General features: G+C 65.3%; 14 protein-coding genes. 13 read left to right on the top strand and 1 reads right to left on the bottom strand.

The window, feature by feature from the left end; translation table 11 throughout:
• Positions 1–11: 11 nt before the first annotated feature.
• The 13 genes from EEB18_RS13530 to EEB18_RS13470 all read left to right on the top strand — a co-directional run bounded on the left by EEB18_RS13530 (position 12) and on the right by EEB18_RS13470 (position 14,774).
• Entirely contained in the window at positions 12–209 is a 198-nt protein-coding gene (locus tag EEB18_RS13530; RefSeq protein ID WP_187140999.1) for a DUF1192 domain-containing protein, read from the top strand.
• Between the two features lie 32 nt (positions 210–241).
• Positions 242–508, top strand: coding sequence for a hypothetical protein (locus tag EEB18_RS13525; protein ID WP_187140998.1), 267 nt, complete (start codon positions 242–244; stop codon positions 506–508).
• Positions 509–844: 336 nt separating this feature from the next.
• Positions 845–3,193 carry an ATP-dependent Clp protease ATP-binding subunit ClpA gene (gene clpA, locus EEB18_RS13520; protein WP_187140997.1) on the top strand — a complete coding sequence of 783 codons (2,349 nt, stop codon included), beginning with the start codon at positions 845–847 and terminating at the stop codon, positions 3,191–3,193.
• A gap of 140 nt (positions 3,194–3,333) precedes the next feature.
• On the top strand, positions 3,334–3,681 hold the full coding sequence (locus EEB18_RS13515) for a hypothetical protein (protein WP_187669003.1): 348 nt from the start codon (positions 3,334–3,336) through the stop codon (positions 3,679–3,681).
• A 75-nt stretch (positions 3,682–3,756) separates the two neighbouring features.
• Complete coding sequence (locus EEB18_RS13510; protein WP_187140995.1) at positions 3,757–4,824, top strand: hypothetical protein; 1,068 nt, start codon at positions 3,757–3,759, stop codon at positions 4,822–4,824.
• A gap of 54 nt (positions 4,825–4,878) precedes the next feature.
• The gene (locus tag EEB18_RS13505) at positions 4,879–5,106 is read left to right on the top strand and encodes an AbrB/MazE/SpoVT family DNA-binding domain-containing protein (RefSeq protein ID WP_187140994.1); all 228 of its coding nucleotides are present in this window, start codon (positions 4,879–4,881) and stop codon (positions 5,104–5,106) included.
• Positions 5,107–5,115: 9 nt separating this feature from the next.
• Positions 5,116–5,499, top strand: a complete 384-nt coding sequence (locus tag EEB18_RS13500; RefSeq protein WP_187140993.1) for a type II toxin-antitoxin system death-on-curing family toxin — start codon at positions 5,116–5,118, stop codon at positions 5,497–5,499.
• A gap of 48 nt (positions 5,500–5,547) precedes the next feature.
• Positions 5,548–6,387, top strand: coding sequence for a type I methionyl aminopeptidase (gene map, locus EEB18_RS13495; protein WP_187140992.1), 840 nt, complete (start codon positions 5,548–5,550; stop codon positions 6,385–6,387).
• Positions 6,388–6,606: 219 nt separating this feature from the next.
• Positions 6,607–8,793 (top strand): PQQ-dependent dehydrogenase, methanol/ethanol family, encoded by a 2,187-nt coding sequence (locus EEB18_RS13490; protein WP_187140991.1) that lies wholly within the window; start codon positions 6,607–6,609, stop codon positions 8,791–8,793.
• Between the two features lie 381 nt (positions 8,794–9,174).
• Positions 9,175–9,513, top strand: coding sequence for a P-II family nitrogen regulator (locus EEB18_RS13485; protein ID WP_037518110.1), 339 nt, complete (start codon positions 9,175–9,177; stop codon positions 9,511–9,513).
• A gap of 72 nt (positions 9,514–9,585) precedes the next feature.
• Positions 9,586–10,998, top strand: coding sequence for a type I glutamate--ammonia ligase (glnA, locus tag EEB18_RS13480; protein WP_187140990.1), 1,413 nt, complete (start codon positions 9,586–9,588; stop codon positions 10,996–10,998).
• A 415-nt stretch (positions 10,999–11,413) separates the two neighbouring features.
• Positions 11,414–11,842, top strand: coding sequence for a hypothetical protein (locus tag EEB18_RS13475; RefSeq protein ID WP_187140989.1), 429 nt, complete (start codon positions 11,414–11,416; stop codon positions 11,840–11,842).
• Positions 11,843–11,984: 142 nt separating this feature from the next.
• Positions 11,985–14,774: a DUF3857 domain-containing protein gene (locus EEB18_RS13470; RefSeq protein ID WP_187140988.1), complete on the top strand. Its 2,790-nt coding sequence runs from the start codon at positions 11,985–11,987 to the stop codon at positions 14,772–14,774.
• A 5-nt stretch (positions 14,775–14,779) separates the two neighbouring features.
• Here EEB18_RS13470 and EEB18_RS13465 read toward each other — a convergent pair whose 3' ends face one another.
• Positions 14,780–15,436 (bottom strand): hypothetical protein, encoded by a 657-nt coding sequence (locus tag EEB18_RS13465; protein WP_187140987.1) that lies wholly within the window; start codon positions 15,434–15,436, stop codon positions 14,780–14,782.
• Between the last annotated feature and the right edge of the window lie 5 nt (positions 15,437–15,441).

The raw sequence follows: 15,441 nt of genomic DNA, 5'->3' as shown, positions 1-15,441 counted from the left end.
GGATCCGGGCGATGGACGACGACAACGAACCCCGCCGCCGCGACGATGTGCTGGCGGCGCTGACCAAGCAGCCGCTCGACCCCTTGTCGGTCGACGAACTGAACGACCGCATCGTCGTCTTGCAGGAAGAGATCGAACGGACGCGCGCGCGGATCAGCTTTGCGACGAGCCACAAGCTGAGCGCCGACGCCTTGTTCAAGAAAAGCTAGCCGCGCGGCCCGGACTCCCTCCATAAGGCGCCATGGATTTCAACGACCAGCTGACCCGCTATTTCGGCACCGCCGACCTTGCGGCGATCCACCCCGAGGCGCTCGCCGCGGGCACCGAACGCATGCGCGTCGATTTCGGCCTCGAAACCAACCCCGGCCGCCGCTTTGCCTTGTGGGCGTTGATGCACATGCTCGGCGTCGCGCCCGACCTCGATATCGCGTTCAAGGACGCGGCCGAGCGCGATCTGGCCCGCGATTTCATGGATATGGTCGACCGGGCGGGTGAGGATGACGGCTGACGACCGGTTGCGGGCATAAATCCTCCCTGCGGCGAAGCCGTGGGGAGGGGGACCGCCGCGAATTGGTGGTGGAGGGGCCGCGGCCGCGCGCCAGTCTTTGACGGCGTCGGCCCCTCCGTCAGCCCTTCGGGCTGCCACCTCCCCATCGCTGCGCGACAGGGAGGATCGGCAAGGTCCGCTTCCCACCCCAATCCCCAACGCGTTAACCATATTCCAACCCCGATCTGCGCAAATTCATGCCACCGACCGCTTTTCCCTTGCAGGCTGGCGGCGGCGTCGCCACCTTGTGCCTATCGGGCGGGCCTCTCCCCGGCTTGTCCCCAAGGAGATAAGCCTATGCCGTCCTTTTCGGAGAGCCTCGAAAAGACCCTGCACAATGCGCTGAAGGCGGCTTCCGAGCGCCATCACGAATATGCGACGCTCGAGCATCTGCTCTACGCGCTGATCGACGACGATCATGCCGCCGAAGTGATGCGCGCCTGCGGCGTCGCGCTCGACGACCTGCAATCGGCGGTCGTCCATTATCTCGACACCGAACTCGACAGCCTGAAGGTCGAAGGACACAGCGACCCGTCGCCGACGAGCGGATTCCAGCGCGTCGTCCAGCGCGCGATCCTGCACGTCCAGTCGTCGGGCAAGGATGAGGTGACCGGCGCCAACGTCCTCGTCGCGCTCTTCTCCGAACGCGAAAGCTATGCCGTCTATTTCCTGCAGCAGCAGGACCTGACGCGCCTCGACGCGGTCTCCTACCTCAGCCACGGCGTCGGCAAGGGCGGCAAGCCCTCGCCGCAGGCCGAGCCCGAGGAAAAGGAAGAGACGAAGGACAAGGCCGACGCCAAGAACAAAAAAGAGACCGCGCTCGACCAGTTCACCGTCAACCTCAACGAAAAGGCCAAGGTCGGCAAGGTCGATCCGCTGATCGGCCGCACCGCCGAGGTCGATCGCACGATCCAGATCCTCTGCCGCCGCAGCAAGAACAACCCGCTTTATGTGGGTGACCCCGGCGTCGGCAAGACCGCGATCGCCGAAGGTCTCGCGCGCAAGATCATCGAAGGCGACGTGCCCGAGGTGCTGCTGCCCGCGGTCATCTATTCGCTCGACATGGGCGCCTTGCTCGCGGGCACGCGTTATCGCGGCGATTTCGAGGAACGGCTGAAACAGGTCGTGACCGAACTCGAAGGGCTGCCGCACGCGATCCTGTTCATCGACGAGATCCACACGGTGATCGGCGCCGGCGCGACCAGCGGTGGCGCGATGGATGCGTCGAACCTCTTGAAACCCGCACTGTCGGGTGGCGTCATCCGCTGCATCGGCTCGACGACCTACAAGGAATTCCGCAATCATTTCGAAAAGGATCGCGCGCTGCTGCGCCGCTTCCAGAAGATCGACGTGATCGAGCCGAGCCTCGAGGACACCAAGAAAATCCTCGCCGGTCTGCGCAGCGCGTTCGAGACGCATCATCAGGTGCGCTATACGCAGGATGCGATCAACGCCGCGGTCGACCTGTCGGCGCGCTACATCAATGATCGCAAATTGCCCGACAAGGCGATCGACGTGATCGACGAGGTGGGCGCGATGCAGATGCTCGTCGCCCCGTCGAAGCGCAAGAAAACGATCACCGCCAAGGAGATCGAGGCCGTGATCGCGACGATGGCGCGCATCCCGCCCAAGTCGGTGTCGACCGACGACAAGGCGACGCTCGCCAGCCTCGAAACCGACCTGAAGCGCGTCGTGTTCGGCCAGAACACCGCGATCGAAGTGCTGTCGTCGGCGATCAAGCTCAGCCGTGCGGGGCTGCGCGATCCCGAGAAGCCGATCGGCAACTATCTCTTCTCGGGGCCGACCGGCGTCGGCAAGACCGAGGTCGCGAAGCAGCTTGCGTCGATCATGGGCATCCCGCTCCAGCGTTTCGACATGTCCGAATATATGGAACGCCATTCGGTCAGCCGCCTGATCGGTGCGCCTCCGGGCTATGTCGGTTATGATCAGGGCGGGCTGCTCACCGATGCGATCGACCAGAATCCGCATTGCGTGCTGCTGCTCGACGAGATCGAAAAGGCGCACCCCGACCTGTTCAACATCTTGCTGCAGGTGATGGACCATGGCCGCCTGACCGACCACCACGGCAAGACGGTCGACTTCCGCAACGTCATCCTGATCATGACGACCAATGCGGGGGCCAGCGACATGGCGCGCGAGGGCATCGGTTTCGGCGCGTTCACGCGTGAGGATGTGCAGGAGGAAGCGGTGAAGAATCTCTTCACCCCCGAATTCCGCAACCGCCTCGATGCGATCGTGCCGTTCGGCTATCTGCCGCCCGAAGTGGTCGCGCGCGTCGTCGACAAGTTCATCCTCCAGCTCGAAATGCAGCTCGCCGACCGCAACGTCCATATCCAGCTCGACGAGGCCGCGCGCGAATGGCTGACCGGCAAGGGCTATGACAAGCTGTACGGCGCCCGCCCGATGGGCCGCCTGATCCAGGAAAAGATCAAGCAGCCGCTGGCCGAGGAATTGCTGTTCGGCAAGCTCGTCCATGGCGGCGAGGTCAAGGTGAAGATGAAGACCGGCGACGATGCCAAGGTCGGCAACCCGCTGACCTTCGAAATCGTCTCGGCGCCCCCCAAGGCGGGCAAGGGCAAGGCGAAGGCTCCCAAGGCCGACGCTGCGAAAAAGACGGCTGAATGATAGCAGCGGGGCGCGTGCGGCAGCGCAGGCGCCCCGTTCTGCTTGCAGGACTGCTATTGTCGACAATATGGGCCGCGTGGTGGCTGTGGCCGCGCGAGCCAGGCGTCGATTTCCGTTTCGAAACAGAAGCTTTGACGTCGATGGAATTCGATTTCAATGGCACGCTCACCGGCGAACCAACGGAAATTCCGGTCTATAAGGACGGTCGTTTCTATTCGGCAAAGGGCACGGCGATTACCGCGCGAGACGTCGTCCGTTATGAACCGGGAATTCGCGGCGCGATTGGTCCCAGCTATTTCGCGCCGTTTCGCATGGCTTCCGGTACTACCCGGGCCGATTTCACACGTGCAGTTCGCGCCATCTGGTCGGTTTGTGGAGCCGCTATTTCAGCTGTCCCCTCTGGCGAAGACGAAACTTTCCTGATCCGTCGAAATGAGCACGCGAAGGACTGCGCCCAGATAATCGGCTCCCCTTCGCCCGCGCGATAGCGACGCGCGTTAAACGGATCGCAACCCCCTGCTGCTATGCCCGCCGCTCCTGACAATGGGGGACCGGGGCAGACGATGACGACACAATTGCAGCAATGGCTGGGCGAAGCGAATATGCTCCGCGAATTCGACCGCTGGTTCGACAGCGTGATGCGCAGCGGCAATTTCGACGAGCTCGACGCCTTCCTGACCGAAGAACTGCTCGCGCATGTCCATCCGATCACCTCGCTCTGCCTCGCGCGGCCGCTGTCGGCGGTGCGGGTCACCGGCTGGGACGAACTCGCCGCCGATGTGCTGCGCGACGAGGAACGCCACGCCGCCGCCGGCCCCGTCACCGCGATCGGTGTCGACCTGTCGGCGCACTGCGAACCCGACGACGACGCCTGGCCGCTCGAAGTCAATTTCTACGACGATGAGGCCTTTCCGTTCGGCGACGGCGACCTTACTGACATCAACGCCGCCGCCGCCGACACCAGCACGCCCTGGCAGGGCGAGTTTCGCGACATCGTCAACAGCCTGACCGTCGTCGGGCTCGGCCGCATCTATCGCGCGATCTCGGCCAATGCCCCCGGCCGCATCCCCTTCGGCGAACCCGCGCCGGTCGATGTCGTCGCCGACCGACTCGGCCGCTATTTCATCACCCTGCGCTTCCATCAGGCGCTCGTCCGCGACGCGACGAACGAGGGCCTGCCCCGCCCGATGGTGCTGCTCGGCGGCGCGCACGACGTCGATCCCTGGTATGAAGCCGGCTATTGGTGCGAAACCGCGCACGCCGGCAACGACAAGATCGCCTCGATCCTCGACGCGCGCGACGAGGCGAACCGGGCGCGCTTCCAGGCCGAAACCGAAATGAAAATCGCCGAATGGCGCGACCGTCGCAACGTGATCACGCGCCGCCAGCTGCGCGCCGACAAGCAGCAGGCGTTCATCGACCTCAGCATCGCGCAGGACGCGGTGTTCCACAGCATCACCGGCCTCGGCGACGGCCGCCCGTCGCACGAACTGTCGGACCATGAATATGAGATGCTGCTCTATGCCTGGCAGCGCCAGCGCGCCGAAAAGATCGGCGACGACCCCGACGCGATCGCAATTCCGGAAGCACCGCGCGGCGGACTGTTCGGGCTGTTCAGCCGGGCGTCCTGAGGCCTTCCGTGCAAGGACCTTGAAATCGCAGCGCCGCGTTGTTATAACGACCGTATGAACACGCCGCTCAAAATTACCAAGGTCGGCAACAGCGCCGCAGTCATCCTGCCGAAGGAGCTACTCGCTCGACTGGGCGCAGCGCAGGGCGACATGCTGTCGGTGCGTGATACCGAACGCGGTATCGAACTCGCACCCTTCGACGTCGATTTCGAGGAAGAGATGGCGGTGGCACGTGAAGTCATGGCGCGCCGCAAGCGTGCACTACGCGAACTGGCAAAGTAGGCGAGATCCATGAACTGGAAGTGGGTGTCGCTGGAGGCTGCTCTGGCGGCGCACCAGGAACAGATCGCCGAACATGGCGGCGGCATCGGGGTCCGCGATGCGACGCTGCTGGAAAGCGCCATGGCAAGGCCGCAAAATCTTGCCGTCTATGAGACACCGGATTTGGCGGCCCTTGCCGCGGCCTATGCCTTCGGAATTGCGCGAAACCATCCTTTTGTCGATGGCAACAAGCGAACGGCCGCAGTCGTCAGCGAAACCTTTGTGATACGCAACGGCGGTTGGCTCGATGTCACCGACGCCGAGCTGGTTGTGACGTTTCTCGCGCTCGCTGCGGGCGAGCTTGCCGAGGACGAGCTGGTCGGCTGGTTTCGTGACCATCTCGTCAAAGCCTGAGCCGTCCACCCTCTCGCTTTTTCTGCCCTCCGCGCTTATATCACCCTCATGTACGACTATGTCTCCGTGACCACCCGCGAGCCCGGCGCGCCCACCCCGGTGCGCGACGGCACGATCAAGCTGCACGACGCGGCGGGCTTCGACGGGATGCGCAAGGCGGGGCGGCTGTCGGCTGAAATCCTCGACGCGCTCGTCCCCTTCGTCCAGCCGGGTGTGACCACGGCCGAGATCGACGACCTCGTTCGCACGATGATGCTCGACGGTGGCGGTATTCCGGCGACGCTCGGATACCGCGGCTTCACCCACAGCTGCTGCACCAGCATCAACCATGTCGTGTGTCACGGCATCCCCGACGACAAGCCGGTGCGCGATGGCGACATCGTCAACATCGACGTCACCAGCATCATCGACGGCTGGCACGGCGACACCAGCCGCATGTATCTGGTCGGCGATGTCCCGATCAAGGCCAAGCGCCTCGTCGAGGTCACCTATGAATGCCTTATGCTCGGCATCGAGCAGGCGAAGCCCGGCAACCGCATGGGCGACGTCGCGCATGCGATCCAGACCCACGCCGAGAAACACCGCTATTCGGTCGTCCGCGACTTCTGCGGCCATGGCCTCGGCCAGATGTTCCACGACGCGCCCGAAGTCGTCCACGCCGGCCGCCCCGGCACCGGGCCGGAACTGCGCCCCGGCATGTTCTTCACCATCGAACCGATGATCAACACCGGCAAATTTGCGGTCAAGATGCTCGCCGACGGCTGGACCGCGGTGACCCGCGACCGCTCGCTTTCGGCGCAGTTCGAACATAGCATCGGCATCACCGAGACGGGGTGCGAGATTTTCACCGCGAGTCCGACGGGCCTCAACGCCCCGCCTTGGCAGTAAACCGCTAAGCTGTTCCCCGGCGAAGGCCGGGGTCCAGAGCGTTACAAGGCAACGCCGGCCCCATTTCGCTCTGGACCCCGGCCTTCGCCGGGGAACACCCTCCCGACCGGCTCAGTTGCCCCACCCCCTCCGCCCCCATTTTCCCGCTTGCACGCTACGCCCTTCGGGCGCAGTCTTGACGTTAACGTCAAGCATAGGCGTCGAACGGGAGAGCATGGGATGGCAAAACGGGTCTTTTCGGTCGCGCTGCTGGGCGGCGCGCTGCTGGCATTGGCGGCATGCAACGCATCAAAGAATGAGAGCGCAAGCGGCGGCGGATCACTCGACGCGGCGGAACAGGCCAGCGAGACCCTGCTCAAGACCGGCGGCAATGGCGACGACTGGGGCGCGATCGGTTTCAGCTACGACGAACAGCGCTTCAGCCCGCTCACCGACATCAACGACAAGAATGTCGGCCAGCTCGGCGTCGCCTGGACCGCCGATCTCGACGATGCGCGCGGGCAGGAGGCGACCCCGGTCGTCGTCGACGGCACCCTCTATGTCAGCCACGCCTGGTCGAAGGTCAGCGCATGGGACGCCGCGACCGGCAAGCTGCTGTGGAAATTCGACCCCAAGGTTCCCGGCGAACGCGCGGTTTCGGCCTGCTGCGACGTCGTCAACCGCGGCGTCGCCGTCTGGGGCGACAAGCTGTTCGTCGGCGCGCTCGACGGCCGCCTGATCGCGCTCGACCGCAAGACCGGCAAGGAACTATGGTCGACGCAGACCTTCGACACGTCAAAGCCTTACACCATCACCGGCGCCCCTCGCGTCGTGAAGGACATGGTACTGATCGGCAACGGCGGCGCCGAATTCGGGGTGCGCGGCTATGTCACCGCCTATGACGCCGACACCGGCAAGGAACGCTGGCGCTTCTACACCGCACCGAACCCCGAGAAGAAGGCGGACGGCGCGGTCAGCGACGACATTTTCGCGAGCAAGGCCAACGCGACCTGGTCCGACAAGGGCGAGTGGAAGGTGTCGGGCGGCGGCGGCACCGTGTGGGACGCGATCGTCTACGACAAGGATCTCGACCAGATCTACCTCGGCGTCGGCAACGGCAATCCATGGAACCACGGCGAGCGTTCGAACGGCGAAGGCGACAACTGGTTCCTGTCCTCGGTCGTCGCGCTCGACGCGTCGACCGGCAAATATAAATGGCATTATCAGGAAACCCCGGCCGAGACGTGGGATTATACCGCGACCCAGCCGATCATCCTCGCCGAGCAGGCGGTGGGCGGCAAGCCGACCAAGGTGTTGTACCATGCGCCGAAGAACGGCTTTTTCTTCACCATCGACCGCACGAGCGGCAAACTGATCGATGCCAAGCCTTTCGTCGACGGGATCAACTGGGCGACCGGCTACGACATGGCGACGGGCCGCCCGATCGAGAATCCCGAGGCGCGCTTCTACAAGACCGGCAAGCCCTTCATCGCGATCCCCGGGGCGCTCGGCGCGCACAACTGGCACCCGATGAGCTACAACCCGGCGACGGGTCTCGTCTACATCCCGGCGCAGCAGATTCCGCAGGGCTATCTCCAGGACATGGACGAGCTCGACAAGCGCAAGGTGCTCGGCTTCAACGTCGGCACCTCGCTCAACAAGACGATGCTGCCCGACGACAAGGCCGCCTTCCGCGCCGCCATCGCCGCGACCACCGGCCGCCTCGTCGCCTTCGACCCGCGCACCGGCAAGGTCGCCTGGGCGGTCGATTATCCGGCGGCGTGGAACGGCGGCACGATGACCACCGCGGGCAACCTCGTCTTCCAGGGCACCAGCACCGGCCGCTTCCGCGCCTACACCGCCGACACCGGCAAGCAGTTGCTCGACCTCGACATGCAGTCGGGGATCGTCAGCGCGCCTTCGACCTTCCGCGTCGGCGGCGTCCAATATGTGGCGTTCATGACCAGCAAGGGCGGCGCCTTCCCGCTCGTCGCCGGGGTTGCCGGGGGCGTCACGCGCAAGGTGCCGAACATCCCGCGCCTCGTCGTCATGAAAATCGGCGGCACCGCAAAGCTCCCCGCCCTGCCCGCAACGGCGGCGCTCGCCTGGAACCCGCCGGCGCAGTTCGGCACCGCGGCGCAGGTCGCGGCGGGCAAGGCGCATTTCGGGCGCTATTGCATGGTCTGCCACGGCGACAGCGCGATCGGCAACGGCTTCACCCCCGACCTGCGCGTCTCGGGCCTGCTGGGCAATGCCGATGCCTGGAAGGGCGTGATCATCGACGGGGCGCTCAAGGACAACGGCATGGTCAGCTTCGCCAAGGTGCTCACGCCGCAAGATGCCGAGGCGATCCGCGCCTATGTCGTCGACCGCTCGATCTGGACCAAGGCCAACATCGCCGACACCGCGGCGCCGATGGGACGCTGATAGACCATTCCTCCCTGTGGCGCAGCCATGGGGAGGGGGACCGCCGCGAAGCGGTGGTGGAGGGGCGGCGCGGGTGCGTCATTGCCCCTCCGTCAGCGGCTGCGCCACTGCCACCTCCCCATCGCTACGCGACGGGGAGGATCAAAATGCAGATCTGCCGCTTTTTTAGGCAGCAAGATTGCGCCGCTGCCCACCCCTTGGGCAGCGGCGCAATATGCTTTCAAAATTCTTGGTGAAACCCTGCGATTCGCCAATTGGCACGGCTTTTGATTGGTGCAAGATGGCGGGACACCGCACCGACTCGACGGCGAACCGGACAGGCCGACCTGATCCGGCTCGATGCGCAAGGGGCGGCGGCCAGCCCAAAGGGGGACGAGAAGCGTGAAGAAGATTGAGGCGATCATCAAGCCGTTCAAGCTCGACGAAGTGAAGGAAGCGCTGCACGAAGTCGGTGTCAGCGGCATCACCGTCACCGAGGCCAAGGGCTTCGGTCGGCAAAAGGGTCACACCGAGTTGTATCGCGGTGCCGAATATGTCGTCGACTTTCTGCCCAAGGTGAAGCTCGAAGTCATCGTCGAGGACTCGATGGCCGAACGCGTGGTGGAGGCGATCGCAGCCGCCGCGCAGACCGGCCGCATCGGCGATGGCAAGATCTTCGTCATCCCGGTCGAAACCGCGCTGCGGATCCGCACCGGCGAACGCAACGAGGACGCGCTCTAAATTCTCCGCACTTTTCGAAAACCCGAAAACCCCCGGCACGCCGGACCATTTCGCAAGAAGGAAGCATAGACGATGGCTACGAAGCCCAAGGATATCATCGCGCGGATCAAGGAAAACGACATCGAGTGGGTCGACCTGCGCTTCACCGACCCCAAGGGCAAGTGGCAGCACCTCACCATGGTCGCCTCGGTCCTCGGCGAGGACGAACTCGAAGACGGGCTGATGTTCGACGGCTCGTCGATCGAAGGCTGGAAGGCGATCAACGAATCCGACATGATCCTGATGCCCGACCTCGACGCGGTCTATGACGATCCCTTTTCGGCGACCCCGATGCTCGTGATCTTCTGCGACATCGTCGAGCCGTCGACCGGCGAAGGCTATGCCCGCGACCCGCGCACCACCGCGAAGCGCGCCGAGGCCTATGTCGCCTCGACCGGCATCGGCGACACCGTCTATGTCGGCCCCGAAGCCGAATTCTTCATGTTCGACGACGTCCGTTTCGAAACCGGCTACAACAAGTCGGGCTTCGAGATCGACGACATCGAACTGCCGACCAACACCGGCCGCAGCTATGAAGGCGGCAACCTCGGCCACCGTCCGCGCGCCAAGGGCGGCTATTTCCCCGTCGCGCCGGTCGACAGCGCCGTCGACATCCGCGCCGAGATGGTCTCGACCATGCTCGAACTCGGCCTGCCGTGCGACAAGCACCACCATGAGGTCGCCGCGGCGCAGCACGAACTCGGCCTGACCTTCGGCACGCTGACCGAAACCGCCGACCGCATGCAGATTTACAAATATGTCGTCCACCAGGTCGCCCATGCCTATGGCAAGACCGCGACCTTCATGCCCAAGCCGATCAAGGACGACAACGGCAGCGGCATGCACACCCACATCTCGATCTGGGAAAAGGGCAAGCCGCTCTTCGCCGGCAACGGCTATGCGGGCCTCAGCGACATGTGCCTCTATTTCATCGGCGGCGTCGTCAAGCATGCCAAGGCCTTGAACGCCTTCACCAACCCGACGACGAACAGCTACAAGCGCCTCGTCCCCGGCTTCGAAGCCCCGGTGCTGCTCGCTTATTCGAGCCGCAACCGTTCGGCCTCGTGCCGCATCCCCTATGGTGCCGGCGCCAAGTCGAAGCGCGTCGAATTCCGCTTCCCCGACGCGATGGCGAACCCCTATCTCTGCTATTCGGCGCTGCTGATGGCGGGCCTCGACGGCATCCAGAACAAGATCCACCCGGGCGACCCGATGGACAAGAACCTGTACGACCTGCCGCCCGAGGAACTGGCCGAAGTCCCGACCGTCTGCGGAAGCTTGCGCGAAGCGCTCGACGCGCTGCTCGCCGACCATGACTTCCTGCTCAAGGGCGACGTCTTCACCAAGGACCAGATCGAAGCCTATGTCGAACTGAAGTGGGACGAGGTCTATCGCGTCGAACAGACCCCGAGCCCGGTCGAGTTCGACATGTACTACAGCGCCTGATCCACGCGATCAGCGTTGCCAAGGGGGGCGCCCGGTTCGGGGGGACCGGGCGCCCTTATTGTTCGTGGTGCGAGCGGCGCAACGGAGAATGTCGGCGTTGGGGTGGGAAGCGGACATTGCAGCTTTCTTACTTTGTCATCCCCGCGAAAGCGGGGACCCAGAGCGTCCGTTAGCTGGCCCATCCCTGGCTTCCCGCTTTGGCGGGAATGACAATGTGCGAGATGAGGCAGCAATCGATCGCTCGCTACCGTTCCAAAAGGGCCAAGCCGACAGCCCCGACCTTATTTGGTTCACCTAAAGGCGCAAAGGCACGAAGAGGCTGGCCCGCGGCCGCCCGCTCCCCGAAATCCTATTTCGTCACGCAACCCGCCCTACCCCCTTTCCTAATTTACCCCGCCATGCTTCAAACTGGCAGATGACCGACCCGACTCGCCCAACCACCATTCTCGAGGGCACTATCCTCGCCTTCGCCCCCGTGCCGCAGCAGCGGCGCCGCGCCGATGGCTGGACCCCGCTGACGCAGGAACGCTTCATCCGCGCGCTCGAGGCGATGGGGTCCATCGGCGCCGCCGCGAAAGCCGTCGGGATGAGCCGCCGTTCGGCCTATAAATTGCGTGATCGCGACGGTGCCGACGGCTTCGCGCACGCCTGGGACCAGGCGCTCGATCTCGGGCGCGGGCGGATGTTCGACTATGCGATGGACCGCGCGCTGAACGGCATCACCACGGTACGCATCCTACGCGGCGGCGCCGTCGATGTGACCGGCGGCCCCGACATGGCGCTCGTCCACGCCGCGCTGCGCGAACCCGCCGCGCCCGTTAAGGGCACAAAGGGCACAGAATGAAGCCGCCGACCGGGGGCCTTTGTGACCTTAAGGAGGCGCAGAGTTCATCCCGCCGTTTCTTTTCCCGCCGCCCGTCATTGCAAAGACATTGGTAACCGCCATGATCCAAGCTAGATGAACGCGATCAGGGGGAGTATTGTTCGTGCGTTCGATTGCCGTTTTTCTTGCTGGGACCTGTCTGGCGCTCGCCGCGCCCGCTTTCGCGGCGGACGCGCCGCTCTATTCGGCGCCCGCCGAATGGGTGGTGCAAAACGGCGGACCGTTGCCCGCGGGCGATGCCGCGACGCCCTGGCTGCTCAGCGACCAACAGATATTGATCGAGGCCGACAAGCGCTCGACCTTCAGCGACCATGCCTTTCGCATCCAGTCGGCCGACGCGCTGCGCAACTGGAATGACCTGCAGTTCGTCTGGCACCCCGACCGCGACGACCTGATCGTCCACAGGCTCCAGATCGTGCGTGGCGGCGCGACGATCGACCTGCTCGCGCAGGGCCTCAAGCTCACTGTGCTGCGCCGCGAAAAGGATTTCGAGCAGAAGACGATCGACGGGCTGCTCACCGGCACCGCGGCGATCGAGGATCTGCGCGTCGGCGACATCGTCCGGTTTTCGGCGACGATCGTCGAGCGCAGCGACGTGCTGGCCGGCAACAGCGAGGCGATGGTCGACGTCGAGGCGAAGCCGGCGTCGATCGCGCAAGGGTCGGTGCGCGTACTGTGGCCGCAGGGCCTGCCGATCAAATGGAAGGCGTTCGGCAAGGGCATCGCCCCGGTCGAACAGGACCAGGGCGGCTATCATAGCCTCACCCAGACGCAGCCGGTGATCAAGCAGGACGAGATGCCCGAGGATGCACCGCTGCGCTTCAAGCGGCCGCCGGGCCTCGAATTTTCGACCTTCGCAACGTGGAACGACCTGTCGCGTACCACCGCGCCGCTCTATGCGACAAAGGGCACGATCAAGGAGGGCGGCACGCTCGCCGCCGAGATCGACAAGATCGCCCGGGCGAACCGCGACCCGAAGGCGCGCACCGCCGCCGCGCTCGCTTTCGTCCAGAACGAAATCCGCTATCTCTACAACGGCCTCGCCAACGGCAATTATGTGCCGCAGACACCCGAGCAGACCTGGACGCTGCGATACGGCGACTGCAAGGCCAAGACGCTGCTCCTGCTCGCGGTTCTCGACCGGCTCGGCATCGACGCGCAGCCCGCGTTCGTCAGTTCGCAGCACGGCAACCTCCTGCCCACCCGCCTGCCCGCGCTCGGCGTCTTCGACCATGTCGTCGTGCAGGCGCGGATCGACGGCACCGACTATTGGCTCGACGGCACGACCGCGGGCATCCATATCGACGACCTCGCCGACGTGCCGCCCTTCGGCTACGTCCTGCCGGTCGCGGCGGCGGGGCACGACCTGCTGCCCTTGCCTGTGCGGAAACCGGCGCGGCCCGATTTTTCGTTGAGCCTGACCTATGACCAGTCGGCGGGCCTCGCCTTTCCGCCGCTTTTCGACCTCTCCTTCACGATGCGCGGCGAACTCGCGGCGCGGATCGGCGGCATGAAGGATCAGACGACGCCGGAACAACTGCGCGGCCTCACCCGGCGGGCGCTCGGCAGCTTCATCGAGGGCGGTACGATCCATACCCGGTCGATCGAATTCGACGAGGCACGGGGGATCGCGACCATCCGCGCGTCGGGCATCGGCAGCCAGCCATGGTCGCGCGACGAGCCGCGCGCCTATGTCAATCTCGACGGGCTGATCGCCGATTTCGAGATCAAGGCCGACCGCACCCGCGCCGCGTGGCGCGACATTCCGCTCGCCGGGGCCGCGCCGAGCCTCATCGTGCAGAAACTCACGCTAAAGCTGCCGCCGCGCCCCGGCTATACGATCGAAGGCGATACCGCCGCCGACCTGACGATCGCCGGCATCGGCATGCGGCGCGAGGCGAAGCTGGCCGGCAACCGGCTCGATCAGACCGAGACGATCTGGAACAGCGGTGCCGAGATCGCGGCGAACCAATTGCCCGCCGCACGCGCGCAGGTCGCCGCCGCCAAGCAGCGCGAATTCATCCTCCGCGCCCCCGCAGGCTTCCCTTCGCCCGCCGAGGAAATCGCCGCCGCCAAGAAGGACAAGCGCCTCGGGCCGCTGCTCGCCGCCTATCAAAAGGCGATCGACGACGATCCCGACGCGGTCGCCGGCTATCTGAATCGCGCCACCTTCAACATCGACATTTTCGAACCGCGCGCCGCGCTGGCCGACCTTGACGAGGCGATCCGGCGCGAGGGCGACGCGAGTGCCTATCTCAGCCGCTCGAGCGTTCATTTCCAGCTCGGCGAATTCGAAAAGGCGCTCGTCGACGTCGACGAGGCGCTGGCACTCGACCCGGCGTCCGAAGACGCGCTGGGGTGGAAGGTGGCGACTTTGGGGGAGATGGAGCGCTTTGACGAAGCGATCGCGCTCGCCGATGATCAGATGTCGCTCGCCAAGGACAAGCGCGGCTGGACGACGACCAAGGCCGACCTGCTCGGCAAGGCGGGCCGCGCCGAAGAGGGGATATCGCTGCTCACCGCCGCGCTCGCCGACCGGCCCGGCGATTCGAGCCTGCTCAACCAGATGTGCTGGCTCAAGGGCACGCGGTCGATCCAGCTCGACACCGCGCTCAAGGATTGCACACGTGCGATCGAACTCACCGACACGCCGGCATCGGTGCTCGATAGCCGTGCGATGGTCTTCTATCGCCTCGGGCGGATGGAGGAGGCGCGCGCCGACCTCGATGCCGCGCTCAAGATCAGCCCCGACCTGCCCGCCTCGCTGTTCATGCGCGCGATTGTCCGGCTGCGGGATAACGACCGCGAAGGCGCGCAGGCCGACCTCGCGCTGGCCCGGCTACAGCATGGGCGGATCGATGCCGAATATGCGGGCTACGGGATCAAGCCCTGACCGGCCTATCGGACCATCATCCCCCGCCGCCCGATCGCGACGAACGATCCGAGCAACAGCGCGGCGGCGGGTATGGTCACCACGTCGACCGACGTCAGCCGCACGCCGAGACCCAGGAAATCGGCGGCGCCCCACAGCGACAGGACGATCCAGCTCAGATAAAAGGCCCAGGATGCACCCTCGAGCCCGAGTTGACGGCCGAGTTCGTCGAACCGGTCGCGCCACAGCCAGCTGACCAGCGCGCCGCCCGCCAGCATCAGCGCCAGCACCGCGAAGGCGACGCCGGCGGGGACGAGGCCGGCCGCGAAATCGGGGCCGCGGGCGACCGCGAGCAGCACCAGCGTCGCGCCGAGCAGCGCCATGACGATGGTCGAAAAGAGCAGGTTGGTGCGATCGTCGCGCAGCTCGTCGGCATCGGCGACATTGAGCACTTTGGCCCCGGCGCGCGGCGCCGCGACGCCGAACCCCACCATCGCCGCCATCAGCAAATAGACGAGCCCGACCCCGGCGAGCGCGATTCGCGACGGCCCCATCGCGTCGAGCAGGTCGGTGCCAGCCAGCGCCAGCGCGCCCGACATCGCCGCCGCGCCGACCAGCGCGCCCATCGCCGTGCTCATGGCCGTCTTGCGCCACTTGCCGCGTCCATCCTTTGCCAGGGCCATCGTCA

This window comes from Sphingopyxis sp. OPL5 (genome assembly GCF_003797775.2).
In the GTDB taxonomy this organism is placed as follows: Bacteria; Pseudomonadota; Alphaproteobacteria; order Sphingomonadales; family Sphingomonadaceae; genus Sphingopyxis.
This window is presented reverse-complemented; position numbering and strand designations above follow the sequence as displayed.